Raw genomic sequence first — 23,642 nt, forward strand, 5'->3', positions numbered from 1 at the left:
CGCTCTTACTGCACAGTGAAAAACAAAAAAGGTGATTGATCATGATCGAACGAGCCTTACCCTCAAGACCCGCCAGCGCCGTGAAGCGACCCTATTTATGGCTGCTCTGTTTACCGTTCATTTGGCAACTGGCGGCAGTGCCCTGGGCCAACGGTATTCACTACACGCCTTTGGGGCTTCCGTTTCCAATGGTTTGGCAAATGCTGGGGGTGGTGTTTTCCAGCGGTGTATTCGCCTTCATTTTTCATCTGGATCGCCGGGCGGGCGTCGAAGAGGAAGAACAGGCTTTTTTGCAGGCTCAGACCCATTCAACCGTTGAGTCACATCCATGAAGTTACTGATTGTAAGCCTTATTTTATTGATAGCGGTCATAGGCTCGATTGTATTTGGACGTGCCCGGCAGGCCCGCAAGCGCAGTCTGGCGGACTGGGCGGTGGGCGGGCGTAGCCTCGGCGGTTTGCTGTTCTGGTTTGTCAATGCGGGGGAAATCTACACGACGTTTGCGGTGTTCGGTATTGCCGGTTATGCCTGGGCATTGGGGGCTCCGGCGTATCTGGCCTTTTGCTCGGTGTCGTTGTCATACGCCATCGGCTATTGGCTGATGCCGAAAATATGGAAGGCCGGGCGCTTGCGAGGCCTGATCACTCAGGCTGATTTTTTTGCCAGCCGCTACGACTCACGCTGGCTGGGCATTGCCACAGGGGCTATCGGCATTGGTGCACTGATTGTCTACGTACAGATCCAACTGGTAAGCCTGGGGCTGATTGTTTCACTGACCTTCAACGGGGCGTTGTCCACCGCTGCATCGACAATTGTCGCGGGCTTCTTGATGGTGGCTTTCGTGCTGTTTGCCGGGTTGCGCTCCGCAGCGTTCGCAGCAGCGGTCAAAGATATCCTGATGATCGTTCTGGTCGTGGTGCTGGCCTGGACGGTGGCTGACGCCGTGGGGGCAAGCTCATTGTCCGATATCTTTGTAAAAGCCGAAGCGGCTCACCCAGGCATCGGAAAATTTCCGGGGATGGATCTGACGTCTCCGACAACGTCGGTCTGGCTAATCACCTCGGCCCTCAATATCGCCTTGGGTAACTGGGTCTTCCCGCACCTGTTTCAGGTGTCCTACTCAGCGAACAGCGCCACCTCAATCCGCCGCAACGCGATCTGGCAGCCGATTTACTCGCTGGCATTTGGCTTCATCATCCTGCTCGGCTTCGCCGCCCTGGTGGCAGGCACTCAGCCGCCTGACGGCAACATGAATGCGGTATTGCTGCAGTTTGTGACGGATAAATACCCGCAATGGGTGATTGGCCTGCTGGCGGGCACCGGCTTCCTGTTGGCGCTGGCGCCTGGCTCGGTGCTGCTGCTGACGGCCGGCTCGATCTTCAGCCGCAACATCGTTGCGCCTTTCAAACCTGATCTGGGTGAAAAACAGTCGCTACGCCTGTCGCGCATCAGTGTCCTGGTCTTTGCGGCCATTGCGGTGGCCATCACCCTCACGCAAAAAGGCTCGCTGGTTTCAATTCTGCTGAGCGCCTATTCGGCGATCGGCATGTTGGCGCCCGGTGTGTTCCTCGGTTTTGTCTGGAAGCGCACCTCTGCAGTCGGTGTTGTCTGCGGGATCATTGCCGGTTTTATGGTGTTGATGTTGCCAGCGTCGAGCGCTTACCTGGGCGCAGCGTTGCCCAATTGGGAGCCTGGCCTGATCGCCATGCTGGTCAATGTGCTGGTAGTTGTCGGCGTTAGCCTGCTGACCCGTGCTCCCTCTGCGAGGCACCTGGAACTGGGGCTGCTGACATCTCCTGCAAGCCACTTAACTGCCCCATAAGAGGAGTCACGTTCATGAGTTTGTCTCTGATCGGTTTTCGTCGGGTTGATCACGCTTCCTGGACAGTTTCTGAGCTTGAGCCGGTCATTGCGTTTTACACGCAGGTCTTCGGGGCCCGGCTGCTGTACCAAATGGGGCCACTGGATGCGCAGCAAATGCCGCGCGATGCGGCAGGGCGCGATTGGACGGATACGCACCTGGGGATCGCGATGGCCCGTTTTAGCCTGGCGATGCTTGAGTTTGCCGATGGCTTCAAGGTAGAGCTGTTTCACTATGAGCGACCAGCCAGCGAAACCGAGACGCCGCTGAGCAGCAATCAGGTGGGCAGCCATCACTTGGGCATCGAAGTGGAGAATCTGGAAGAAGCTGCCCACGTATTAATAGCGCATGGCTGCACGGTGCTTGAGCGTATTGAAATGGATTCCGGTCCGACTGCGGGCAGCAGTTTTCGATACTTTCAGGACCCCTGGAAGAACATCTTTGAACTGGTCGAAACACAGGCATCAATCGCCGACACCCTTAATTAAGATCGAGAATTAACATGAGCAGACGTGCAATCAACCCGGCTTCGATGTACCCCAGTGTGCACTTTGGTTTCTCCCACGCCGTTGAACAGCAACCGGGGCGAACCTTGCACCTGGCCGGTCAAGTGGCCTGGAATGCAAACGGTGAATTGATCGGAGCGGGCGATGTGCTGGCGCAAACCCGTCAAGTATTGAGCAACCTCAAAACTGTGTTGAATGCAGCCGGGGCAACCCCTGCTGATGTCGTGCGCTTGCGCACCTATGTGGCCAACCACACGCCGGATAACCTGGCGGCTATTTGTGCACTGATCAGCGAGTTTTATGACGGTGCAGAACCGGCAGCCAACACCTTTATTGGTGTTCAAGCCTTGGCGCTGCCAGACTTTTTAATTGAGATCGAAGCCACCGCCAGTCTCAATTAATAACCAGATTGTTATTTAATCCCCGGCTGTTATAGCCACCCCTGATGCCGCTCCCCTTTAGTGGGAGGACGTTTCCCTGTGGGCGGAGCGGCAGTGTTTTACCCACAATAATTAAACGAGCTACTACCATGAAGATGATCACGTGGGGCGCCCTCGCGCTCGCTGTCAGTGCGAGTCCAATACACTATGCATCGGCGGCGCCGTTTGTTTCCGATCAAGCGGATTCCAAAGGCTTTGTCGATGACAGTAAGTTTGATGTGTTAGTGCGTAGTTATTATTTCAATCGTAATAAAAAAGACGGTGCTGTCGATAACAAGGATTGGACGGGGGCTTTGCAGGGCGTTTTTAGTTCCGGTTTTACCCAAGGCACGGTCGGTTTCGGTATTGATGCGTTTGGCTATATGGGCTTAAAGCTTGATGGTCAGGACAAATACGCCGGGTCGGGTAACTTGACGACTACCACCAACAGCCTTGGCAAAGTCGATGGCAACCACGACAGCTATGGCAAAAGTGGGGCGGCGCTCAAGGTGCGGGTCTCGAAAACCCAGCTGGAGGTCGGCGACATGCAGCCTTCCACCAGCCCTGTGTTCGCTGTGGGCGGCACGCGCATAACGCCGCAGACAGCCAGCGGTATCAGCCTGATGAGCAGTGAGGTCAGCGGGCTCGATCTGCAAGCCGGGCATTTCTACTCCAGCACCAGCCAGGACCGCACCAACCGTGACGGCAAGTTATGGGCAACTTATGCCGGGGTGAGCGCTAACAATGTTGATTTTGCCGGTGGTCAATATGCGATTACTGATCAATTAAGTACTTCGTTATATACGTCCAGGCTGGAAGATATCTGGGACCAGTACTACGGCAACATCAACTACACCTTGCCGCTGGCGGACCGGCAAGCGTTGAATGTTGATATTAATTATTATCGGACCGTGGATGAGGGGCGTGCCAATGCGGGGGTGATTGATAACAATACTTACTCGTTAGCGCTGGCGTATTCATTTTTGTCCGCTCATAAACTGACATTGGCCTTCCAGAAAGTGAATGGCGATACACCGTTCGACTATATAGGGGTGGGTGACAATAACCGTGGGAGCAACTCCATGTTTCTCTCAAACTCCATTCAATATTCGGACTTTAATGGTCCCGGCGAGAAGTCCTGGCAACTGCGCTATGACTTGAACATGGCGTCTTATGGTGTGCCGGGGCTGAGCTTTATGAGCCGCTATGCCACAGGCTCCGACATTGATGGCAGCCACACACCTGCCAACAGTCCCTATGCCGGGCTTTATGGCCCTGATGACAGGCATCACGAAACGAACCTTGAGGCCAAGTACGTGGTGCAAAGCGGCCCGGCCAAAGACCTGTCGATCCGCTTGCGTCAGGCATGGCACCGGGCAACTTCCACGCAGATCGACGGCAATGCAGACGAGTTTCGCCTGATCATCGATTACCCGTTGTCCATCCTCTAAGCCACAGGTCGCAGCCCCTTTGACGGGGGCTGCTATTCATGTCGGCGCTTAGAAATCCCAGCGCGTGCTCACCATCACGTTGCGCGGATCACCGTAATACGACGAGTTGTAGAAGCCGATGTTGGTGTAATACGACTTGTCGAACACGTTGTTCAGGTTGACCGTGGCCGAGAGGTTTTTGCTGATCTGATAGCGCGCCATCAGATCCACCAGCCAGTACGGGTCCTGGGAGAACTTCTCTACGGCGCCGTCCTTGCTCCAGTTGGTCAGCATCTGCCACCCCGTGCCCTGCCAGCGCACGCCGCCGCCCACCGTGAGTTTGTCCCAGTCACCGGTCAGCTTATAGCTCGTATACAGATTGATCTGGTCTTCGGGCTCCCACGTCGACACCTTCTTGCCGCCCTGTTCGCGGCTGATCTTATGCGTATAGCCCGCCTGCAATTGCCAGCCGGGCAGCAGTTCGCCCGAAATTTCTGCTTCGTACCCTTTAGTCGTGGCTTTGATGCCTTTATAGGCGTACTCGATGTCCGGGTTGGTTGGGTGAGCGTTGTAAACGGTGTCTGCTTCAGGGCGGTTGTCCTGATGCACTTCAAAATACGCCAGGCTTGAGTTCAGGCGTCCGTCAAAGAACTCACCTTTCAAGCCGATCTCGTAGTTGGTGCCTTCATCGGGCTCAAGCATTTTGTTGTCGCGGTTGCGGTAGTACGACTGCGGCAAGAAAATCTCTGTGTAACTGGCGTAGGCCGAGATGTTCTGGTTGATGTCGTAGATCAGCCCTGCATACGGCAGCACTTTGCCTGTGTCTTTGGCCTGGCTGGTACCGGTCAGGGTGTAGTCGGTCACTCGGGTGCCGAGCATCAGGGTCAGGTCATCGGTCAGGCTGAAGCGCCCGGTGATGTAAGTGCCGGTCTGGCGCGTGGTCTCGTCGTTGCGCGAGGTGACGTTGCCCCAGTCCGGCTCGTAGGCATCGCCTTTCCAGTTGTAGTAGTCGTACTCGCTTTGAATCAGGGTCGCGTTGGTGTAGTCGTTGCCGGTCCAATGCGAGCGGGACACCGAGCCGCCAATCACCAGTTCATGCTCGCGGCCGAGGAATTCAAATGGGCCGGTGGCGTAAACATCGCCGCTGTCACTGACGTATTCGCCGGTGTACTTGCGGGCCAGTATCCGGGCTTTGCCAGTGGTGACATCTGGATCGAGCAGCGCGCCGAGCGGGGCGTTGTAGCCATTGATCTGGTGGTTGTACTGGGCTTTGGCGACCCAGCCGTTATCGAAATTGTGTTCCAGGGTGGCGAAAGCGGTGCGGGTGTATTGCTTCCAGCTGCTCCATTTGGCGCCGTTGTTGAATGAGCGTGGATTGCTGATGCGGTCACCCGCCGAGTTGAACAGTGAGGCGCTGCCTGACCAACTGGAACCTTTGGGGTTGTTGTCCTGATAGTCGGCGCCCAGAGTCAGCAGGGTGTCCGGGTTCAGATCGATTTCCAGAATCCCGTAGTAGACCTCGCTGTCGCGTTTGTAGTGGTCCATGAACGAGTGTTTGTCCTGATAGGCCGCAACGGCCCGGCCTCGAACATTGCCGCTGTCGGTCAATGGCCCGCTGACATCGATTTCAGAGCGGTAGTTGTCCCACGATCCGGCGCCCAGATCCACGTGAGCCTTGAAATCGCGGGTGGGCTTTTTGCGCACCATGTTGATGGTCCCGCCAGGGCCGCCTGCACCTGTGAGCAAGCCGGTTGCACCTTTGAGGATCTCCACCCGGTCATAAATCGCCGTGTCGGTGAGGGTATGCCCGGCAGAGTATTGCGGGTCTTGCAGGATCGGAATGCCGTCGTACTGGAAGTTTTTGATCGCAAAGCCGCGCGAATAGTAGCTGGTGCGGTCGCTGTCGTAGGTCGCCACGGTGATGCCAGGCGTGTGGCGCATCACGTCATCGATCGATGTCAAGCCGAAATCGTCCATCGCCTGACGTGTTACCACCGAAATCGACTGCGGGGTTTCGCGCGGGGTCAGCACCATGCGCGTTGCCGTGGCAATGCTGCCGGGCGTATAGGAGCCCGAGCCTTCGGTGATGGTCCCCAACTGGTTGGCGCTGACCTGGGTGGCGCCCAGTTCCAGCGAACTGCCCGGCCCCTGCAATTCATCCAACATGTAGCCGTTGGCACTCTTGACCACGGTGTAGCCGCTGCCGCGCAGCAGGGTTTCGAATCCGCTTTGCTCGTTGTAGACCCCATGCAGTCCGGGTGTGGTCAGGCCGTCGAGGTTATGTGACTGGAAAATAATCGCCACGCCCGCCTGTTGTGCGAAACGATTCAGGGCGCTGCTCAGCGGGCCGGCAGGAATGTCGTAGGTCTGCACGGCGGTTTGTGCATGGGCAATCGAGGTGTTCAGCACACCTGCCGCCGAGGCCACGCTCAAGTGAATGGCCAGAGCCAGTGGTTTGCAGGTCCGCGGGCTAAAGCGCCCACGGGGGAAGGAGGAAGTCAGCATGGAGAACGCAATCCTTTATCGGTCTGTATATGTTCCTTGACGGCTGACTTCGAAAAAGCGGAACGAATGCGAATTATTATTTTTCAGGTGTCTGAGCGCGACTGATCACAATCAGCCATGGGGTGTAGGTGTGGAGGGTCAACGGCAGAGTTTCTGCAATCAATTGCAGTGCCCGGTCGGTGTCGTCCAGCGGCAACACCGCAGTGACGCGCAGGTTGGCCAGGGCCTCGCGGTCAAACTGCAGGTGGCCACGGCGATGGCGGGAAATTTCATCGAGGACTTGGGTAAGCGGCTGGTTTTCCACCACCAACTGATGACGGCGCCAGGCCTCATTGACGCTGGCCGGATCGACGGTGCCAGAGAGCTTCACGGTGTCGCGGCTGATCAATGCGCGTGAGCCGGCGTCGACTTCCAGGGTGTGCTGTTCGTTGGCACTTTGCGCCGCCACGCGCGACTGCAACATGCTCAACTCGGTGGTGTCCGCCAGGCGATTGACCACAAAGCGCGTGCCGAGTGCGCGCATGCTGCCTTGTGTGGTCTGGACGATAAACGGGCGCGATTTGTCATGGGCGACGTCGACCAGCACTTCGCCCTGGAGCAATTCGATCCGGCGCTCAGTGCTGTTGAAATGCACGTTCACGGCGCTGCTGCCGCTGAGAGTCAGCGTCGAGTCGTCAGCCAGATGCAGCGTTTTCCAGTCATTCGGGCCGGTGCTGATATCAGCCAGCCAGCGCTCGGAATATTGGCTTTTCAGCATCAGGGTGACCGGCACTGTCAGGCACGCGGCGATCAGCACAACACGCAGGGCGAATTTGCCCGGTGCTGCACGTTTGCGACCGCTGAAGGCGGCATTCAGCGCCGCCTTGGCTGGGGCCGATTGTTCACGCAACGCTTGCAGGCGGCTGATGGCGTCCTGCATGCGCTGTGCGGCCGCTGCATGTTGCGGGCTCTGTTGCTTCCAGCGCTCGAACTCAAGACATGCCGCATCGCTGAAGCCTTCTTCGTGCAGGCGCAGCATCCATTCGGCGGCTTGCTCATCAATGCGTTGGCTGGGTGCTGGCATCAGGTGTCCAGGCTGTGGCTGCAGTGCAGCAGGGCCTGGATCAAGTACTTGCGCACCGTGCGATCCGACAAGCCCAGTTGGCGGGCGATTTCGCTTTGAGTCAGGTCGTCCAGATAATACAGCACAAATGACTGGCGGACGTTGTCGTGCAGGCCTTCGAGCATAAAGGCGATGTGTTCGAGGGCTTCCAGTGTGCTGAGGATTTGTTCGGGGGACTGAAAGCCCTCCAGTGCCTCGGCGGTCAGGGCCAGTTCTTGCAGGTAGGCGTTTTCGATGTGCTTGCGACGGGCTTGATCGATGATCAGGCGACGAGCGGTAGTGCTTAGAAACGCACGCGGTTCGCGCAAGGTGGCGACCGAGTCGCGGGCATTGAGGATTCGGGCGAAGGTGTCCTGTGTCAGATCAGCGGCATTCTGTGCGCAACCAAGTTTTCTGCGCAGCCAACCTAGCAGCCAGCCATGATGGTCGCAGTAGAGGTCTGAAATGGCTGCCTGGAACGGAGGTTCACCCGAAGACATAAGTTGTAGCTCAAACGTTATTGAGAATTATTGCTAATTCTGAACGCAAGTCTGGGGTAAACGCAAGCGGGCGAAACAACTGTAGGAGTGAGCTTGTCTCGCGATCTTTTAAAGATCAAAAGATCGCGAGACAAGCTCGCTCCTGCAGGGTGTGGTGTTTAGTGCTTGGCGATCAAATTGCCAGCGTGCAGCCCGCATTCCTTTTGCGTGGCTTCTTCCCACCACCAGCGACCTTCGCGCTCGTGCTGGTTAGGCAGGACGGGACGGGTGCAGGGCTCGCAGCCGATGCTGATATAACCGCGCTCATGCAGGCTGTTGTACGGCAGCTCCAGCATGCGGATGTAGCCCCAGACCTCTTCGCTGGTCATTTGCGCCAGTGGATTGAACTTGTACAGGGTGCGCTCGGGAGTCGAAAACGCGCCATCGATTTCCAGTGCGGCAACCTGGCTGCGGGTGCCAGGGCTCTGGTCGCGGCGCTGGCCGGTTGCCCAGGCTTTGACGGTCGACAATTTGCGGCGCAAAGGCTCGATTTTGCGCACACCGCAGCATTCGCCGTGGCCGTCTTTATAGAAGCTGAACAAGCCTTTTTCTTTAACGAATGGCTCCAGCTTGCTCTGGTCTGGCGAGATCAGCTCGATCTGGATCTTGTAATGATCACGTACCTGCTCGATAAAACGATAGGTTTCCGGGTGCAGGCGACCGGTGTCCAGGCTGAACACTTTGACGTTCTTGTTCAGTTTCCAGGCCATGTCCACCAGCACCACATCTTCGGCACCGCTGAACGAGATCCAGAGTTCGTCGCCAAAATGTTCAAAGGCGAGTTTGAGTATGTCCTGCGGGGACTTGCTGGCGTATGCCGCGGCTGTTTGCGCGACGTCGAACGGATGACTCATCAGGCGGTTTCCTACGGTGAATGGCGCTTGGCGCTCTCTAGTGGGCGGATGGTAGCAAAAACCGCGGGCTACAGGGTTTGCAGCGTATCGAGCAGCACCTTCACTTTGGTGATCGATTCTTGATACTCATCTTGCCAGTCGGAGTCGGCCACGATGCCGCCGCCACCCCAGCAATTGACGCGGCCGTCCTTGACCAGCAGGCTGCGAATCGCAATAGAACTGTCCATTTCCCCGCGCACATCCAGGTACAGTAAAGAGCCGCAGTACACGCTGCGACGTGTCGGCTCCAGTTCATCGATGATCTGCATCGAGCGGATTTTCGGGGCGCCGGTGATTGAACCGCCCGGAAAGCTGTCACCGATCAGGTCCAGCGCGTCCTTGCCGGGTGCCAACTCACCGATGACGCTGCTCACCAGATGGTGAACGTTGGGGTAGCTCTCGAGGGCGATCAATTGCGGCACACTGACCGAGCCGGTACGGCAGGTGCGTCCAAGGTCATTGCGCAGCAGGTCGACGATCATCAGGTTTTCCGCTCGATCCTTGGTGCTGGCCAGCAGTTCGGCGGCGTTTGCAGCATCTTCGTTCGGGGTTTTGCCGCGAGGTCGAGTGCCCTTGATCGGGCGACTTTCAACCTGCTGCTGGCTGACGTGCACGAAACGCTCGGGCGACAGGCTCAGGATCGCGTTGTCGTCGGGCAGGCTGATAAACCCGGAAAACGGCGTCGGACAGGCTGCTCGCAATGCGCAGTAGGCGGTCCAGGCGTCCCCTTCGCAAGGGGCGCTGAAGCGCTGGGTGTAATTGACTTGGTAGCAGTCGCCCGCCTGAATATAGTGCTGAATTTTTTGCAGCGCCTGCTGATAAAACTCGGCGCTGACGTCGGGCTGCATCGGATGTTTGAGCGTGAATGAACCGGCTTGCGCGGGTTCTGGCTGAGTGAACAACTGGATCAGGCGTTGACGCTCGCTGGCTGCCAGACGTGGATGGAACACCAATTGGCTGGTAGCTGCCTGATGGTCGCTCACCAGTGCCCAGGCATACAGGCCGATTTGTGCGTCCGGTAATTGCAAGTCATTGAGGGACTGCGACGGCAAGTGTTCAAGCTGGCGACCGAAGTCGTAACTCAGGTAACCGATCAATCCGCCGGCAAAAGGCAGTTCATAAGGAACTGGCAGTTGCGCGTTACCCAACTGCTGTAGCGCCTCGCGCAGGCGCTGCAGAAAACCGCGTCCTGATTCATCGGGGCGTATGCTCAGCGCTTCAATTGGCCAGGCGCTCAGCAGATCGTACCGTCCGCGATCGGCCGCAGGGCGGCCACTGTCCAGCAGCACGGCGCCAGGGGCATGGCGGATCGCTGCGAAATAGTCAGCAGGGTTGGGGTGATAAGGCAGGGGGTGTACAGAGCAGGTCAACATGCGACGCCAATCAGCCATCGGAGCGGGGGGGTGATTGTAGTCTTCTGTAGGACCGCAAGGCTATGTGGCCGTTGTAGGAGCGAGCTTGTCTCGCGATCTTTTAAAGGCCAACAGATCGCGAGACAAGCTCCTAGAGGTTATTCGCTCTGGTGAAGATGCCCGAACAGTTCCTGGGTAAAGCGTACGCGTTCTTCCGGTGTTTCTTTGATGCCTTTGGAGGCCAGTTCGGCGAGGTGAGCCTCAACAGCGTGTGTGCGCAGGGTCAGGCCGCAATTGTTGGCAATCTGAATGTTCAGGCCCGGCCGGGCATTGAGTTCCAGAATCAATGGGCCTTTGTCCTGGTCGAGCACCATGTCGACCCCGATGTAGCCCAGGCCACACAGCTCATAACAACCGGCGGCCAGCTTCATGAAGCCGTCCCAGTTAGGCAGTTGCACGCCGTCCACCGCATTGGTGGTGTCGGGGTGCTTGCTGATGATGTTGTTCAGCCAGGTACCACGCAGAGTCAAGCCGGTGGCCAGATCGACGCCCACACCGATCGCACCCTGGTGCAAGTTGGCTTTGCCACCCGATTGGCGGGTCGGCAGGCGCAGCATGGCCATCACGGGGTAGCCCATCAGCACGATAATGCGAATATCCGGCACACCTTCGTAGCTGATGCTTTTGAAGATCTGGTCCGGGGTGACGCGGTATTCGATCAGTGCCCGGTCGCGGTGACCGCCCAGTGAGTAAAGACCGGTCAGGATGCTGGAAATCTGATGCTGGATTTCTTCGTGGCTGATGATCTTGCCTGACACGGTGCGAAAGCGGTCTTCGAAGCGGTCGGCGACCACCAGGATGCCATCACCGCCCGCGCCTTGCGCGGGCTTGATCACGAAGTCGGTGCGACCACCGATGATGTCATCGAGCTTTTCGATTTCTTTCTCGGTAGAGATTACGCCATACATTTCCGGCACTTGAATGCCGGCTTTGATGGCGCGTTCTTTGGTGATGATCTTGTCATCCACAATCGGGTACAGGCTGCGTTTGTTGTACTTGAGTACGTAGTCCGCATTACGCCGATTGATGCCCATGATGCCTTTGGCTTCCAGGGCCTTCCAGGTCTTCCAGAAGCCAAACATCAGGAGTCAGCCTTCAAAAAGGCTTTGAAACGCACCAGCTCGGTCAGGCGGTAGCCCCGATAGCGACCCATGGCCAGCATGAAGGCCACCAGAATCAGCAACACGGCCGGGAAGGTGAATACGAAGTACACCAACTCGGGAACGCTCATCACCAGGTAAGCCAGCGTGGCGGCGAACAGCGTGCCAACCGCGACTTTCATGGCATGACCGCCGCCGCGCTCTTCCCAGGTGATCGACAGGCGTTCGATGGTCATGGTCAGAATCACCATCGGGAACAGCGCCACGGAGAGCCCGCGTTCAAGGCCCAGCTTATGGCTGAACAGGCTAATGGCCGCGATCAGGATCACCACGAAGGTGAGCACCACGGACAGCCGCGGCAGCATTTGCAGTTTTAGGTGTTCCAGGTATGAGCGCAACATCAACCCAAGTGCCGTGATCACCGTAAACAGGATGATGCCGAACTCCAGTTGGGTTTCGCGGAATGCCAGGGCAATCAGCACCGGGGTAAACGTGCCCAGGGTTTGCAGGCCGATCAGGTTGCGCAGAATCAGGATCACCAGCACGCCAATCGGGATCATCACCATGATCATGAACGTTTGCTGGGTTTGCAGCGGCAAGCCGTACAGCGAGTATTCAAGGAAGTTGGCGTCGGTGTTCTCATCGGTCAGCTTGGCCAGGCGAATGGCGTTCATTTCGCTGTTGTTCAGGCTGAAAGTGATGTTGGCTTTTTTGCCGCCATCCATGGTGACCAGCGGCTCGTCGCCGATCCACCACAACAGGCGGTCAGACGGCAGGCCTTGTTCGCCGGTCTCCGGGTTGAAATACAGCCAGTCGTTGCCATTGAAGCTGCGCAGCCACAGCTCCGGGTTTTGCGGTTGATCAGCGACCAGGCGGATGGTGTGAACACGCTCCATCGGTACATGGGCAATCGACAGCAGCAACTCAATGACTTGCGCTTTGTGCGGGGTCGACGGATCGCCCGCCAGCAGCAGTTTCACGTTGTCATCGTTGGGGTTGTTCACCCGCTTGATGGTTTCGCTGATAAAAGTTTCGACGTCAGCCGAGTGTTGGCGGATCGGCGCGAGCAGGGCTTCGGCGGCGATTTTTTCCGGACCGTCGACGGCGATGCTGTCGCGGAACACCGGCCCTTTGACCTTGGTCTTGTCGCCCGAGTAGCGCTTGGTCAAGACCAGGCGGTAGTAAAGGGTTTGCTTGCCGCTGACCCGGCGCGCCGACCAGGTGACCTTGCGGTTGCCGTCGACCCGGTTGACGCTCACCCCATAGTTGTTGGAGATAAAGCTTTCATTAAGGCTGACGTAATCGCGGTTCAGTGGCGGCACGAACATCTGGATCTTGACCGGGTCCTTGGCGTTAGCCACGAACTCGACCTTGGCGTCGATGTTCCACAGGTCGTCGGTCGCGTCTTCGGTCACGGGAATGCCGATGACGAAAATCTGGTAGGCAGTGATTGAAACGCCCAGCACCAACAGAATGGTGATCAAGATTTTCAGGTGAAGGGTAAGAGCGCGCATTTCAATTACTCTGCGATTTGAGCGTTAGCGGCGCAGGCAGGTTTGCCAGCAGCGTATTTAAGACTGGGGTCGACCAGCGCATCAAAGCGTTTGAGGGCTTCGGAGCCAATCAACAGCGGGTATTGGAACGCACTTCGGTCGGTCAAGTTCACTTCGATGGTGCGTAAAGCCTTGCCCATACAAATGTCCAGGCTGATGACCGGGCGCGAGGTGTAGTTCTTGTCCGCCTGGGGATCGTAGTCACCCGAGCGGCGTTTGATTTTGCTGACTCGGGCCAGCGGGCGCTCGATAGGGTGCGAGTGCGCATCATCGATGGCCAGGTAGAAGCGCACCCAGCTCTCGCCATCGCGTTTGAAACGCTTGATGTCGCGGGCACTTAATGAGGCAGTCTTGGCGCCGGTGTCGAGTTTCGCCGCGACCAGCAGGTCGATACCTGCCAGTTCTGCGTATTCATTGAGGCCATATACGGTTTTTTCGCCGCCAAGACTAAGGCCCGGCAGCGACAGCAGACAGAAAAAGGTGAAGAGGGTGATGAGTTTCATAAATCGAGGCGTGATCTCTTGCAATCTTGAGGTCAAGGCGACTGGCAGGGATGCAAGTTTCCTCGTGCGGCTGCCCGATGGATGGGCAGGGCGGATGCGGCGGGCATTCTAACATGATGGTTATAAGGTGCCAGCGTTGACGCTGTTCAGCGCAGGTTTAAGGCCTGTCGATTAAACCAAGGTCTTATTCGACGATTGTCGACAATCCAAATTAATACTTTGACTGATGGCGCTTAAATCGCTAGTTTTGGCGCTATTGATTTCAAAGGTGTCGACAATATGCAGCAGGCGCAGGACTCGGTCGTGATTGCCCAGGATGACTCGGAAACCCTGTCCGAGAACGTTTTCAGGCGCATTCAGGCCGCTATTGTCCAAGGTGAAATTGCCCCCGGCAGCAAGATTTCCGAGCCGGAACTGGCCCGCACCTACGGCATCAGTCGCGGCCCTTTGCGTGAGGCGATTCACCGCCTTGAAGGTCAGCGTTTGCTGGTCCGGGTCCCGCATGTCGGGGCCCGCGTGGTGTCGTTGAGCCAAGCGGAGCTGATCGAACTCTACGAAATCCGCGAGTCCCTGGAAGGCATGGCCTGTCGCTTGGCAGCCGAACGCATGAGCGACGAAGCCATCGCCGAATTGCGCCAGGTCCTCGAAACCCATGAGCGCGATGAGGCGTTTCAGGCGGGTGTCGGCTACTACCAGCAGGAAGGCGACTTTGATTTTCATTACAAGATTATTCAAGGCAGCGGCAATCGCACGCTGACCCAGATGCTCTGCGGGGAGCTGTATCAATTGGTGCGCATGTATCGCATCCAGTTTTCCGCTACGCCCAACCGCCCGCACCAGGCGTTTGCCGAGCACCACCGCATTCTCGATGCCATTGCCGATCGCGACGGCGAACTGGCCGAGTTGTTGATGCGCCGCCACATCGGCGCGTCCAAACGCAACATTGCGCGTCACTTCCAAGACAGCGCCCAGCAGACAGCCACTCCACGAGGTGAGTCATGAGCAATAAAAACAGTCCAGGCCAACGTTTCCGTGATGCAGTCGCCAGCGAACACCCGTTGCAAGTCGTCGGTGCGATCAATGCCAACCACGCACTGCTGGCCAAACGTGCCGGTTTCAAGGCGATCTATCTGTCCGGTGGCGGTGTCGCAGCGGGCTCGCTGGGCGTGCCGGACCTGGGCATTACCGGTTTGGACGACGTGCTGACTGACGTGCGTCGCATCACTGACGTGTGCGATCTGCCATTGCTGGTTGACGTGGACACGGGCTTTGGCTCGTCGTTCTTCAACGTCTCGCGCACCGTTAAATCGATGATCAAGTTTGGCGCTGCGGCCATTCATATCGAAGACCAGGTAGGCGCCAAGCGCTGCGGCCATCGCCCGAACAAAGAGATTGTCTCGCAGCAGGAAATGATCGACCGCATCAAGGCGGCTGTCGATGCACGTACTGACGACAGTTTCGTGATCATGGCACGCACCGATGCGCTGGCCGTAGAAGGCCTGGAGTCTGCACTCGAGCGTGCGGCGGCCTGTGTCGAAGCGGGTGCCGACATGGTGTTCCCGGAAGCGATCACCGAGCTTGAAATGTACAAGTTGTTTGCCGACCGCGTGAAAGCGCCGATCCTGGCCAACATCACTGAGTTCGGCGCGACGCCGCTGTACACCACCGAACAACTGGCCAGCGTTGATGTATCGCTGGTGCTGTACCCGCTGTCGGCATTCCGTGCCATGAACAAGGCGGCCGAAAACGTCTACACCGCGATCCGCCGCGACGGCACTCAGCAAAGCGTGATCGACACCATGCAAACCCGCATGGAACTGTATGACGCCATCAACTACCACGAGTTCGAGCAAAAGCTCGACGCGCTGTTTGCCAGCAAGAAGTAAACGTTATGGGAGCGGGCTTGCGCGCGATGGGATCACTGCAGTGATTCAGGCACACCGTGATGCCTGAATCGCGAGCAAGCCCGCTCCCACAGAGGTAAGTACAAGTAGTTGCCGAATCCCTAACAAATTCAAGATTGGAGAGCGCAATGGCCGAAGCAAAAGTATTGAGTGGTGCCGGATTACGCGGCCAGGTGGCCGGGCAAACGGCCCTGTCGACGGTGGGGCAGGAAGGCGCAGGTCTCACGTATCGGGGTTATGACGTACGTGATCTGGCGGCAGATGCCCAGTTTGAAGAAGTGGCTTACCTGCTGCTGTACGGCGAACTGCCGACTAAAGCCGAGCTGGCGGCCTACACGGCCAAGCTCAAAACCCTGCGTGATTTGCCGCAAGCATTGAAAGAAGTGCTGGAGCGTATCCCTGCCGACGCCCACCCGATGGACGTTATGCGCACTGGCTGCTCGTTCCTGGGCAATCTGGAACCAGAGAAAGACTTCTCCGAGCAGTTGGACAAGACCAACCGCCTGCTGGCCGCCTTCCCGGCGATCATGTGCTATTGGTACCGCTACAGCCATGACGGCAAGCGCATCGAATGCGTGACAGATGAAGCCTCGATTGGCGGTCACTTCCTGCATTTGCTGCACGGCAAGAAGCCAAGCGAGCTGCACGTCAAAGTGATGAACGTGTCGCTGATCCTGTATGCCGAGCACGAGTTCAACGCCTCGACCTTCACGGCCCGGGTGTGTGCCTCGACGCTGTCTGACTTGTATTCATGCATCACCGCGGCCATCGGCTCGCTGCGTGGCCCGCTGCACGGCGGCGCCAACGAAGCGGCCATGGAAATGATCGAGCGCTTTGCCTCGGCAGAAGACGCTGTCGAGGGCACCCTCGGCATGCTGGCGCGCAAAGACAAGATCATGGGTTTTGGCCACGCGATCTACAAAGACAGTGACCCGCGTAACGAAGTGATCAAGGGTTGGTCGAAAAAACTGGCTGAGGAAGTGGGCGATACGGTGTTGTTCCCGGTGTCCGAAGCCATCGACAAAACCATGTGGGAGCAAAAGAAACTGTTCCCCAACGCCGACTTCTACCATGCCTCGGCGTACCACTTCATGGGCATCCCGACCAAGCTGTTCACCCCGATCTTTGTCTGCTCACGCCTGACCGGCTGGGCTGCACACGTGTTCGAACAGCGCGCCAATAACCGCATCATCCGTCCAAGCGCCGAGTACATCGGTGTTGAACAGCGCAAGTTCGTGCCAATCGAGCGTCGCTGACAAGCAGGGTGCCTCCTCAGCAGGAGCTTGCTCCTGCTGAGGAGGTGAAACCCTCAGACCTAACCGTGATCGAGTTCCGCACCCATGAATACTGCATTTCGTAAAACCCTACCGGGCACCCGGCTGGATTACTTCGACACCCGTGCGGCGGTCGATGCGATCAAGCCCGGTGCTTACGACACACTGCCTTATACCGCGCGCGTACTGGCCGAAAACCTGGTGCGGCGCTGCGATCCTGCGACCCTCAATGCGTCCCTGAGCCAGTTGATTGAACGCAAGCGCGACCTCGATTTTCCGTGGTTCCCGGCGCGTGTGGTGTGCCATGACATCCTCGGCCAGACCGCCCTGGTGGACTTGGCCGGGCTGCGTGATGCGATCGCCCAGCAAGGTGGCGACCCAGCGCAAGTCAACCCAGTGGTGCCCACGCAACTGATCGTCGACCACTCCCTGGCCGTGGAATGTGGCGGTTACGATCCCGAGGCGTTTGAAAAGAACCGCGCCATCGAAGACCGTCGCAACGAAGACCGTTTCCACTTTATTGAGTGGACCAAAAAAGCTTTCAAAAACGTCGACGTGATCCCGCCGGGCAACGGCATCATGCACCAGATCAACCTGGAGAAAATGTCTCCGGTGATTCAGGTGCGTGACGGCGTGGCCTTCCCCGACACTTGCGTCGGCACCGACAGCCACACCCCGCACGTCGACTCGCTGGGTGTGATCGCCATCGGTGTCGGTGGCCTTGAAGCCGAAAGCGTGATGCTGGGCCGCGCCTCGTGGATGCGCCTGCCAGAAATCGTCGGCGTTGAGCTGACCGGCAAGCTGCAACCGGGCATCACCGCCACCGACATGGTGCTGGCGCTGACCGAGTTCCTGCGCAAGCAAAAAGTCGTCGGTGCCTGGCTGGAGTTCTACGGCGAAGGTGCCTCGGCGCTGACCCTGGGCGACCGTGCGACCATTTCCAACATGGCTCCGGAATACGGTGCTACGGCGGCGATGTTCTACATCGACCCGCAAACCATTGATTACCTCAAGCTCACCGGCCGCGAAGACCAGCAAGTGCAACTGGTCGAGAACTACGCCAAGGTCACCGGCCTCTGGGCCGATAGCCTCAAAGGCGCGCAGTACGAGCGCAACCTGAGCTTTGACCTGTCGTCGGTGGTGCGCAACATGGCCGGCCCGAGTAACCCGCATGCACGAGTGGCGACCAGCGATCTGGCCAGCAAAGGCATTGCCGGGCAATGGGAAAACGTACCAGGGCAAATGCCCGATGGCGCGGTGATCATCGCCGCCATCACCAGTTGCACCAACACCAGCAACCCGCGCAACGTGATCGCCGCCGGCTTGCTGGCGCGTAATGCCAATAAACTGGGGCTGACCCGCAAGCCTTGGGTCAAGTCCTCGCTGGCGCCCGGCTCGAAAACCGTGGCCTTGTACCTTGATGACGCAGGCTTGACTGACGAACTGGAGCAGCTGGGCTTTGGCGTCGTGGCGTTTGCCTGCACCACGTGCAACGGGATGTCCGGCGCGTTGGAACCGGCCATCCAGCAGGAAATCATCGACCGTGACCTGTACGCTACGGCCGTACTGTCGGGCAACCGCAACTTCGACGGGCGTATTCACCCGTACGCCAAACAGGCGTTTCTGGCTTCTCCTCCTTTGGTGGTGGCCTACGCGATTGCCGGGACCATTCGTTTCGACATCGAAAAAGATGTGCTGGGCCTGGACGCCAATGGCAACGAAATTCGCCTCAAGGACATCTGGCCGAGCGACGAAGAAATCGACGCGGTGGTCAAGGCTTCGGTGAAGCCGGAGCAATTCCGTCAGGTGTACATCCCGATGTTCGCCATCCATGAAGACAACGGTCCGAAAGTCGAGCCGCTGTACGACTGGCGCCCGCAAAGTACCTACATCCGTCGTCCGCCATACTGGGAAGGCGCGTTGGCCGGAGCCCGCCCGCTCAAGGGCATGCGTCCGCTGGCGGTGCTGCCAGACAACATCACCACTGACCACTTGTCGCCGTCCAACGCGATCATGCTCGACAGTGCTGCAGGTGAGTACCTGGCCAAAATGGGCCTGCCGGAAGTCGACTTCAACTCTTATGCAACGCACCGCGGCGACCACCTGACCGCTCAGCGCGCAACCTTCGCCAACCCGAAACTGTTCAATGAAATGGTGATCGAGAATGGCAAGGTCAAGCAGGGTTCGCTGACCCGCCTTGAGCCTGAAGGCCAAGTGATGCGCATGTGGGAAGCGATTGAAACCTACATGGATCGCAAGCAACCGCTGATCATCATCGCCGGGGCTGATTATGGTCAGGGTTCTTCCCGCGACTGGGCCGCCAAGGGCGTACGCCTGGCCGGGGTCGAAGCGATTGTGGCTGAAGGCTTCGAGCGTATTCACCGCACCAACCTGGTGGGCATGGGCGTGTTGCCGCTGGAGTTTTTGCCGGGCACTGACCGCAAGACCTTGCAGATTGATGGCAGCGAGACCTACGACGTGCTGGGCGAGCGCACCCCGCGTGCCACCTTGACGTTGGTGATAACCCGTAAAAATGGCGAGCGCGTCGAGGTGCCGGTGACTTGCCGTCTGGATACCGCTGAAGAAGTGTCGATCTACGAAGCGGGCGGCGTGTTGCAGCGCTTTGCCCAGGACTTCCTGGAGTCGGCGACCGCTTAACCACAAAACCGGTAGGCGCGAGCTTGCCTCGCGATCTTCTAAAAGATCAAAAGATCGCGAGGCACGCTCGCGCCTACCGGTAAATGACAGGATTCTTTTCATGGCTTTTGCAGCGCAAATTAAAATTCCGGCGACGTATATGCGGGGCGGTACCAGCAAGGGGGTGTTCTTTAGCTTGCTCGACTTGCCTGAAGTGGCGCAGGTGCCCGGTGCGGCCCGCGATGCGTTGTTGCTGCGGGTGATCGGCAGCCCTGACCCGTATGAAAAGCAAATCGACGGCATGGGCGCAGCCACGTCCAGCACCAGCAAGACCGTGATCGTCAGCAAAAGCCTGCACGCCGACCATGATGTCGACTACCTGTTCGGTCAGGTGTCGATCGACAAGCCTTTTGTGGACTGGAGCGGCAACTGCGGCAACCTGTCGGCGGCGGTCGGTTCATTCGCAATCAGCAGCGGCCTGGTGGACGCGAGCCGCATCCCGCACAACGGCACGGCGGTGGTGCGCATCTGGCAGGCCAACATCAGCAAAACCATCATCGCCCATGTGCCGATCACTGACGGCGCGGTGCAGGAAACCGGCGATTTCGAACTCGACGGCGTGACCTTCCCAGCCGCGGAAGTACAACTCGAGTTTCTCAACCCGGCCGCCGATGAAGAAGGCGCGGGCGGTTCGATGTTCCCTACCGGCAACCTGGTTGATGACCTGGACGTTCCGGGCGTGGGCAACTTGAAAGTGACGATGATCAATGCCGGTATTCCGACGATTTTCGTCAATGCCCAAGACATTGGTTACACCGGAGCCGAACTGCAGAGCGACATCAACTCCAATGCGAAAGCCCTGGCGATGTTCGAGACCATTCGTGCCCATGGCGCTCTGCGCATGGGGCTGATCGACACACTTGAAGACGCCGCCAAGCGTCAGCACACGCCCAAAGTGGCGTTTGTGGCCAGGCCGGTGGATTACCTGTCGTCCAGTGGCAAGCCAGTGAGTGCAAACAGTGTGGATCTGCTGGTGCGAGCCTTGTCCATGGGCAAATTGCACCACGCGATGATGGGCACGGCTGCCGTGGCGATTGGTACGGCGGCGGCGATTCCGGGCACGCTGGTCAACCTGGCGGCGGGAGGTGAGTTGCGCAGCGCTGTGCGCTTTGGTCACCCGTCGGGCACCTTGCGGGTGGGTGCGCAAGCGCAGCAGGTGGGCGGCGAATGGGTCGTGACCAAAGCCATCATGAGCCGCAGTGCACGGGTTCTGATGGAAGGCTGGGTACGGGTGCCGCGCGATAGTTTTTGATTTTGTGTGATGGCTTATCCTCACCCCAACCCTCTCCCAAGGGAGAGGGAGCTGATAGCGGATATTTCGAAGTCGCGCGCGGCCAGTTCCTTCTCCCTTTGGGAGAAGGGCCAGGGTGAGGGTTTTGCTGTAGCGCTACCTATTAAGCAGGCATTCAGACCTGCCTGAACACGATGACCCTGAGGATGGAACACGACACTCAATCACTTTAATTGGAGTCAATCCACATGAGCGCCAACGTCGACCTCAACAACCGTCCCGACTACGACAAGGTTTTGCAGGACATTGCCGACTATGTTCTGAACTACCGCATCACCTCCCAGGAAGCCCTGAACACTGCGCGTAACTGCCTGATGGACACATTAGGTTGCGGCCTGCTGGCGCTGCGTTTTCCCGAGTGCACCAAACACCTGGGCCCGTTAGTGGAGGGCACGGTGGTGCCGTTTGGCGCCCGTGTGCCAGGCACTTCGTTTCGTCTCGATCCGGTCAAGGCCGCGTGGGACATCGGTTGCATCGTGCGCTGGCTGGATTACAACGACACGTGGCTGGCCGCCGAATGGGGGCATCCGTCAGATAACCTGGGCGGGATTCTGGCGGTGGCCGATCACCTGTCGCAAAAGCGCGTGGCCAATGGTGAAACGCCATTGACCGTGCGCGCCGTCCTTGAAGCCATGATCATGGCGCATGAGATCCAAGGCGTGATTGCTCTGGAAAACTCCTTCAACCGCGTCGGTCTTGACCATGTGCTGCTGGTGAAAGTCGCGTCGACGGCGGTCTGCGCCAAGCTGATGGGCGCTGACCGCGAGCAGTTGCTGGCCGCCTTGTCCCATGCCTTTGTGGATGGACAGGCGCTGCGCACATATCGCCATGCACCAAATGCCGGGTCGCGTAAATCCTGGGCCGCGGGGGATGCGTCGAGCCGGGGCGTGCGTCTGGCTGACATTGCGCTGCGTGGCGAGATGGGGATTCCCGGTGTACTGACGGCGCCGCAGTGGGGCTTTTACGATGTGCTGTTCAGCCATACCAATAAAGATCTGGCGCTCAAGCCAGACGATCAGCGCCAGTTTCGATTGCCGCAGCCTTATGGCACTTATGTGATGGAAAACGTGCTGTTCAAAATCAGCTTCCCGGCCGAGTTCCATGCGCAAACGGCTTGTGAGGCGGCCGTGACCTTGCACCCGCAGGTGAAGTATCGTCTGCACGAAATCGACAAGATCGTGATAACCACCCACGAGTCCGCAATCCGGATCATTTCCAAGCAAGGCCCTCTGGCCAACGCGGCGGACCGTGATCACTGCATCCAGTACATGACAGCCGTGCCGCTGGCGTTTGGCAATCTGGTGGCTGAGCAGTACGAAGACGCTTTCCACGCCGCCCATCCGATCATCGATGAGCTGCGTGAAAAAATGGTAATCGTCGAAGAACCGCGCTACACCCGGGAATACCTGGAGGCCGACAAGCGCTCGATTGCCAATGCCATTCAGGTGTTTTTCAAGGATGGCACCCACACCGAGCAGGTGGTGGTGGAGTACCCGATTGGCCACCGTCGCCGCCGTGCCGAGGGTATTCCCCTGCTGGAAGACAAGTTCAAGGCCAACCTGGCCACGCGTTTTGTGGGCCAGCGCTGCCAGCAGATTTTTGAACTGTGTAAAGACCAGGCGAAGCTTGAAGCGACGCCGGTCCATGCGTTTGTTGATTTGCTGGTGATTTAAGCCCAACCCCCTGTAGGAGCGAGCTTGTCTCGCGATCTTTATGGTTTAAAAGATCGCGAGACAAGCTCGCTCCTGCAAGGGTGGCCGGGTTATTTGAAACGTCGCTCCACGCCTTTCTCGACCAGGATCTTGGCCGAGATTTCTTCCACCGAGAAATGGGTGGAGTTGATGTGCGGGATGTTTTCGCGCTGGAACAGGCTTTCAACTTCGCGCACTTCAAATTCGCATTGGGCGTAGCTGGAGTAGCGGCTGTTGGGCTTGCGCTCGTTGCGAATGGCCGTCAAACGATCAGGGTCGATGGTCAGGCCGAACAGTTTGTGCTTGTGAGCGCGCAGGGCCGCTGGCAGCTTCAAGCTTTCCATGTCGTCTTCGGTCAGCGGGTAGTTGGCCGCCCGGATGCCAAACTGCATGGCCATGTACAGGCAGGTCGGGGTTTTGCCGCAACGTGACACGCCCACCAGAATCAAATCGGCCTTGTCGTATTTATGGGTGCGGGCGCCGTCGTCGTTATCGAGGGCAAAGTTCACTGCCTCGATGCGCTCCATGTAATTGGAGTTATGGCCGATGGAGTGCGATTTGCCGACCGAATAGGACGAATGCTCGGCCAGTTCCTGCTCAAGTGGCGCCAGGAAGCTGGAGAAAATGTCGATCATGAAGCCGTTGGCGGTGGCCAGGACCTCGCGAATATCCTGATTGACGATAGTGTCGAAGATAATCGGGCGAACACCGTCTTTTTCGGCGGCGTTGTCGATTTGTTGTACCATTAGCCGCGCTTTTTCCACGCTGTCGATATAAGGGCGTGTGAATTTGCTGAAGGTCACGTTTTCAAATTGAGCCAACAAACTCTGGCCGAGGGTTTCGGCAGTGATGCCGGTGCCGTCGGATATAAAGAAAGCAGATCGTTTCATTTGCGCCATGGGCCTTAAGCTGGTGACGTTTCTTGGATATGATAGGCGCGATTTTGTCGCCCGGAATGGCAGGCAGTGTCACTTATTTTCCAG

Annotated in this window: 20 protein-coding genes; 11 read left to right on the plus strand and 9 right to left on the minus strand. The window is 58.0% G+C overall.

Going from position 1 to position 23,642, the window contains the following annotated elements:
- Window positions 1-41 precede the first annotated feature (41 nt).
- From NTD86_RS18745 to NTD86_RS18765, 5 genes are all read left to right on the plus strand, one after another.
- Window positions 42-332: a DUF3311 domain-containing protein gene (locus NTD86_RS18745; protein WP_262204369.1), complete on the plus strand. Its 291-nt coding sequence runs from the start codon at window positions 42-44 to the stop codon at window positions 330-332.
- On the plus strand, window positions 329-1,822 hold the full coding sequence (locus NTD86_RS18750) for a sodium:solute symporter (RefSeq protein WP_262204371.1): 1,494 nt from the start codon (window positions 329-331) through the stop codon (window positions 1,820-1,822). Before NTD86_RS18745 ends, NTD86_RS18750 begins: the two co-directional genes overlap by 4 nt.
- A gap of 14 nt (window positions 1,823-1,836) precedes the next feature.
- Window positions 1,837-2,349, plus strand: coding sequence for a VOC family protein (locus NTD86_RS18755; RefSeq protein WP_262204373.1), 513 nt, complete (start codon window positions 1,837-1,839; stop codon window positions 2,347-2,349).
- A 14-nt stretch (window positions 2,350-2,363) separates the two neighbouring features.
- The gene (locus tag NTD86_RS18760) at window positions 2,364-2,768 is read left to right on the plus strand and encodes a RidA family protein (RefSeq protein ID WP_262204375.1); all 405 of its coding nucleotides are present in this window, start codon (window positions 2,364-2,366) and stop codon (window positions 2,766-2,768) included.
- Between the two features lie 128 nt (window positions 2,769-2,896).
- The gene (locus NTD86_RS18765; RefSeq protein WP_262204377.1) at window positions 2,897-4,237 is read left to right on the plus strand and encodes an OprD family porin; all 1,341 of its coding nucleotides are present in this window, start codon (window positions 2,897-2,899) and stop codon (window positions 4,235-4,237) included.
- Window positions 4,238-4,285: 48 nt separating this feature from the next.
- On the opposite strand, the gene NTD86_RS18770 is transcribed toward NTD86_RS18765, so the two are convergent.
- The 8 genes from NTD86_RS18770 to NTD86_RS18805 all read right to left on the minus strand — a co-directional run bounded on the left by NTD86_RS18770 (window position 4,286) and on the right by NTD86_RS18805 (window position 13,802).
- Complete coding sequence (locus NTD86_RS18770) at window positions 4,286-6,721, minus strand: TonB-dependent siderophore receptor (RefSeq protein ID WP_262204379.1); 2,436 nt, start codon at window positions 6,719-6,721, stop codon at window positions 4,286-4,288.
- 76 nt (window positions 6,722-6,797) lie between these two features.
- On the minus strand, window positions 6,798-7,784 hold the full coding sequence (locus tag NTD86_RS18775) for a FecR family protein (RefSeq protein WP_262204381.1): 987 nt from the start codon (window positions 7,782-7,784) through the stop codon (window positions 6,798-6,800).
- The gene (locus NTD86_RS18780) at window positions 7,784-8,302 is read right to left on the minus strand and encodes a sigma-70 family RNA polymerase sigma factor (protein ID WP_262204383.1); all 519 of its coding nucleotides are present in this window, start codon (window positions 8,300-8,302) and stop codon (window positions 7,784-7,786) included. Before NTD86_RS18780 ends, NTD86_RS18775 begins: the two co-directional genes overlap by 1 nt.
- Window positions 8,303-8,460: 158 nt before the next feature.
- Entirely contained in the window at window positions 8,461-9,195 is a 735-nt protein-coding gene (locus NTD86_RS18785; RefSeq protein ID WP_262204385.1) for a phosphoadenylyl-sulfate reductase, read from the minus strand.
- A 68-nt stretch (window positions 9,196-9,263) separates the two neighbouring features.
- Window positions 9,264-10,607, minus strand: coding sequence for an aminodeoxychorismate synthase component I (gene pabB / locus NTD86_RS18790; protein ID WP_262204387.1), 1,344 nt, complete (start codon window positions 10,605-10,607; stop codon window positions 9,264-9,266).
- A 137-nt stretch (window positions 10,608-10,744) separates the two neighbouring features.
- A complete protein-coding gene (locus NTD86_RS18795) occupies window positions 10,745-11,728 on the minus strand; it encodes an alpha-L-glutamate ligase-like protein (RefSeq protein ID WP_262204389.1) in 984 nt (327 codons plus the stop codon).
- Window positions 11,728-13,260 carry an inactive transglutaminase family protein gene (locus NTD86_RS18800; protein ID WP_262204390.1) on the minus strand — a complete coding sequence of 511 codons (1,533 nt, stop codon included), beginning with the start codon at window positions 13,258-13,260 and terminating at the stop codon, window positions 11,728-11,730. Before NTD86_RS18800 ends, NTD86_RS18795 begins: the two co-directional genes overlap by 1 nt.
- A 5-nt stretch (window positions 13,261-13,265) precedes the next feature.
- On the minus strand, window positions 13,266-13,802 hold the full coding sequence (locus NTD86_RS18805; protein ID WP_262204391.1) for an ATP-dependent zinc protease: 537 nt from the start codon (window positions 13,800-13,802) through the stop codon (window positions 13,266-13,268).
- 279 nt (window positions 13,803-14,081) lie between these two features.
- On the opposite strand from NTD86_RS18805, the gene NTD86_RS18810 reads away from it, so the two are divergent.
- The 6 genes from NTD86_RS18810 to prpD all read left to right on the plus strand — a co-directional run bounded on the left by NTD86_RS18810 (window position 14,082) and on the right by prpD (window position 22,641).
- The gene (locus NTD86_RS18810; protein ID WP_262204392.1) at window positions 14,082-14,804 is read left to right on the plus strand and encodes a GntR family transcriptional regulator; all 723 of its coding nucleotides are present in this window, start codon (window positions 14,082-14,084) and stop codon (window positions 14,802-14,804) included.
- On the plus strand, window positions 14,801-15,688 hold the full coding sequence (prpB, locus tag NTD86_RS18815) for a methylisocitrate lyase (RefSeq protein ID WP_262204394.1): 888 nt from the start codon (window positions 14,801-14,803) through the stop codon (window positions 15,686-15,688). The genes NTD86_RS18810 and prpB overlap by 4 nt, the downstream gene beginning before the upstream one ends.
- A gap of 146 nt (window positions 15,689-15,834) precedes the next feature.
- A complete protein-coding gene (prpC, locus tag NTD86_RS18820; RefSeq protein WP_262204396.1) occupies window positions 15,835-16,962 on the plus strand; it encodes a 2-methylcitrate synthase in 1,128 nt (375 codons plus the stop codon).
- Between the two features lie 84 nt (window positions 16,963-17,046).
- Window positions 17,047-19,638 (plus strand): Fe/S-dependent 2-methylisocitrate dehydratase AcnD, encoded by a 2,592-nt coding sequence (gene acnD, locus NTD86_RS18825; protein WP_262204398.1) that lies wholly within the window; start codon window positions 17,047-17,049, stop codon window positions 19,636-19,638.
- Window positions 19,639-19,738: 100 nt separating this feature from the next.
- Window positions 19,739-20,929, plus strand: coding sequence for a 2-methylaconitate cis-trans isomerase PrpF (prpF, locus tag NTD86_RS18830; protein WP_262204400.1), 1,191 nt, complete (start codon window positions 19,739-19,741; stop codon window positions 20,927-20,929).
- Window positions 20,930-21,156: 227 nt separating this feature from the next.
- Entirely contained in the window at window positions 21,157-22,641 is a 1,485-nt protein-coding gene (gene prpD / locus NTD86_RS18835; RefSeq protein WP_262204402.1) for a 2-methylcitrate dehydratase, read from the plus strand.
- Between the two features lie 89 nt (window positions 22,642-22,730).
- Here the strand turns inward: prpD and NTD86_RS18840 are convergent, their stop codons facing one another.
- A complete protein-coding gene (locus NTD86_RS18840) occupies window positions 22,731-23,549 on the minus strand; it encodes a pyruvate, water dikinase regulatory protein (protein WP_262204404.1) in 819 nt (272 codons plus the stop codon).
- Window positions 23,550-23,642: the final 93 nt, after the last annotated feature.

It is taken from the genome of Pseudomonas sp. 7P_10.2_Bac1 (assembly GCF_025465935.1).
In the GTDB taxonomy this organism is placed as follows: domain Bacteria; phylum Pseudomonadota; class Gammaproteobacteria; order Pseudomonadales; family Pseudomonadaceae; genus Aquipseudomonas.

What these genes read in the sequence shown, in the direction of transcription:
- NTD86_RS18745 (WP_262204369.1), top strand. Translation starts at nt 42, where the DNA reads ATGATCGAACGAGCCTTACCCTCAAGACCCGCCAGCGCCGTGAAGCGA.
- NTD86_RS18750 (WP_262204371.1), top strand. Translation starts at nt 329, where the DNA reads ATGAAGTTACTGATTGTAAGCCTTATTTTATTGATAGCGGTCATAGGC.
- NTD86_RS18755 (WP_262204373.1), top strand. Translation starts at nt 1,837, where the DNA reads ATGAGTTTGTCTCTGATCGGTTTTCGTCGGGTTGATCACGCTTCCTGG.
- NTD86_RS18760 (WP_262204375.1), top strand. Translation starts at nt 2,364, where the DNA reads ATGAGCAGACGTGCAATCAACCCGGCTTCGATGTACCCCAGTGTGCAC.
- NTD86_RS18765 (WP_262204377.1), top strand. Translation starts at nt 2,897, where the DNA reads ATGAAGATGATCACGTGGGGCGCCCTCGCGCTCGCTGTCAGTGCGAGT.
- NTD86_RS18770 (WP_262204379.1), bottom strand. Translation starts at nt 6,721, where the DNA reads ATGCTGACTTCCTCCTTCCCCCGTGGGCGCTTTAGCCCGCGGACCTGC.
- NTD86_RS18775 (WP_262204381.1), bottom strand. Translation starts at nt 7,784, where the DNA reads ATGCCAGCACCCAGCCAACGCATTGATGAGCAAGCCGCCGAATGGATG.
- NTD86_RS18780 (WP_262204383.1), bottom strand. Translation starts at nt 8,302, where the DNA reads ATGTCTTCGGGTGAACCTCCGTTCCAGGCAGCCATTTCAGACCTCTAC.
- NTD86_RS18785 (WP_262204385.1), bottom strand. Translation starts at nt 9,195, where the DNA reads ATGAGTCATCCGTTCGACGTCGCGCAAACAGCCGCGGCATACGCCAGC.
- pabB (WP_262204387.1), bottom strand. Translation starts at nt 10,607, where the DNA reads ATGTTGACCTGCTCTGTACACCCCCTGCCTTATCACCCCAACCCTGCT.
- NTD86_RS18795 (WP_262204389.1), bottom strand. Translation starts at nt 11,728, where the DNA reads ATGTTTGGCTTCTGGAAGACCTGGAAGGCCCTGGAAGCCAAAGGCATC.
- NTD86_RS18800 (WP_262204390.1), bottom strand. Translation starts at nt 13,260, where the DNA reads ATGCGCGCTCTTACCCTTCACCTGAAAATCTTGATCACCATTCTGTTG.
- NTD86_RS18805 (WP_262204391.1), bottom strand. Translation starts at nt 13,802, where the DNA reads ATGAAACTCATCACCCTCTTCACCTTTTTCTGTCTGCTGTCGCTGCCG.
- NTD86_RS18810 (WP_262204392.1), top strand. Translation starts at nt 14,082, where the DNA reads ATGCAGCAGGCGCAGGACTCGGTCGTGATTGCCCAGGATGACTCGGAA.
- prpB (WP_262204394.1), top strand. Translation starts at nt 14,801, where the DNA reads ATGAGCAATAAAAACAGTCCAGGCCAACGTTTCCGTGATGCAGTCGCC.
- prpC (WP_262204396.1), top strand. Translation starts at nt 15,835, where the DNA reads ATGGCCGAAGCAAAAGTATTGAGTGGTGCCGGATTACGCGGCCAGGTG.
- acnD (WP_262204398.1), top strand. Translation starts at nt 17,047, where the DNA reads ATGAATACTGCATTTCGTAAAACCCTACCGGGCACCCGGCTGGATTAC.
- prpF (WP_262204400.1), top strand. Translation starts at nt 19,739, where the DNA reads ATGGCTTTTGCAGCGCAAATTAAAATTCCGGCGACGTATATGCGGGGC.
- prpD (WP_262204402.1), top strand. Translation starts at nt 21,157, where the DNA reads ATGAGCGCCAACGTCGACCTCAACAACCGTCCCGACTACGACAAGGTT.
- NTD86_RS18840 (WP_262204404.1), bottom strand. Translation starts at nt 23,549, where the DNA reads ATGAAACGATCTGCTTTCTTTATATCCGACGGCACCGGCATCACTGCC.